Source organism: Mesorhizobium sp. M7A.F.Ca.CA.003.01.2.1, assembly GCF_003998945.1.
Taxonomy (GTDB): domain Bacteria; phylum Pseudomonadota; class Alphaproteobacteria; order Rhizobiales; family Rhizobiaceae; genus Mesorhizobium; species Mesorhizobium ciceri.
The window spans coordinates 1-1,509 of the sequence record NZ_RZRA01001147.1; the positions used below are offsets into that span (position 1 = coordinate 1).

2 protein-coding genes are annotated in these 1,509 nt (G+C 63.8%); both read right to left on the reverse strand.

Annotation, left to right across the window (positions count from 1 at the left end; all coding sequences use genetic code 11):
• On the reverse strand, positions 1-727 hold a 727-nt coding region (locus tag EN969_RS30625), incomplete at its 3' end, for a BMP family protein (protein ID WP_164758645.1).
• Between the two features lie 143 nt (positions 728-870).
• The coding region (locus EN969_RS30630) for an acetyl-CoA C-acyltransferase (protein WP_127419709.1) at positions 871-1,509 on the reverse strand (639 nt) is incomplete at its 5' end.

Here is a 1,509-nt window from a genome sequence, read left to right on the forward strand (position 1 = left end):
GGATCTTCTTGTCGACCGCCGCTTCGATGACACCGAAGCGCTCGGCATAGATGACGTCGACACCGGCGTCGATCTGCGCGACCGCCGCTTCCTTGGCCTTGGGCGGATCGAAGAAAGAGCCGATGAAGGCGACCTTCTTCTTGATGTTCGGGTTGACCTCCTTGGCGCCGGCGAAGAAGGCGTTGACCAGCCGGTTCACTTCCGGAATGCCCATCGCCGCGACGGCGCCGATCGTGCCCGACTTCGACATCTTGCCGGCGATCATACCGGAGAGATAGGCGGGCTCGTGGATCCAGTTGTCGAACACGCCAAAATTCGGTTCCGCCGGCCCGGCACCGGAGCCGAACAGCCAGGCGGTCTTCGGGAACTGCTTGGCGGTGCGGCGCGATTCACGCTCGGCGGCGAAGGCATCACCCAGCACCAGCTGGTAGCCGCCTTGCGCGTATTCGCGCATGACGCGGCTGAAATCGGCGGTCTGCACCTTCTCCGACCATTTGTATTCGATGCCGAGTTCCTTCTCGGCTTTCTGCAGGGCGACATGGATCTGGTTGTCCCATGGCTCCTCGATCGGCGTGGCGAAGATCGCCGCCACCTTCAGTTTCTTGTCCTTGCCGAAGGCAGCGCCCGGCAGCATTGCCGCAGCCAGGCCAAGCGCGCCCAACTCCAGCACATTGCGTCGCGAAAGCCCTTCGCGTGCGGATTGAAATCTGTTCTTTCGGTTTTCCATTGTATTCCCCTCTGTTCGACAGCCGTGTCGAGCCGGCTGTTCTAAAAATCAGACGAGGAACTATGGAACGGGTCCGGACTTTTGTCCACGTGGTCAAATTTAACCGCACCGGATTCTCGAAGTTAGCCGGAGAGACTTGCCGATCAGACCCGTTCCAGCGCGATCGCGATGCCCTGGCCGACGCCGATGCACATGGTGGCAAGCGCATACCGGCCGCCGCGCTCGCGAAGCTCCAGCGCCGCCGTGCCGGATATGCGGGCGCCCGACATGCCCAAGGGATGGCCGAGCGCGATGGCGCCGCCATTCGGGTTGACGTGTTCGGCGTCCTCGGCAATGCCGAGCTGGCGCAGCACGGCGATGCCTTGCGAGGCAAAGGCTTCGTTGAGCTCGATGACGTCGAACTGTTTTGGTGTCAGGCCAAGCCGCGCGCAGAGTTTTTGCGTCGCCGGCACCGGGCCGATGCCCATGATGCGCGGCGCCACGCCGGCGGCAGCCCCGCCGAGGATGCGGGCGATCGGCGTCAGCCCATACTTTTTCACCGCCGCCTCGGAGGCAACGATCAGTGCCGCCGCGCCGTCATTGACGCCGGAAGCATTGCCGGCCGTCACCGTGCCGCCCTGCCGGAACGGCGTCGGCAGCTTGGCCAGCGCCTCGACCGTTGAGCCCGCGCGGGGGTGTTCATCCTTGCTGACAATGAGCGCATCGCCCTTGCGCTGCAGGATGGTCACTGGGGTGATCTCCTTCGCCAATCTTCCATTGGCTTGTGCGGCGACGGCCTTGTT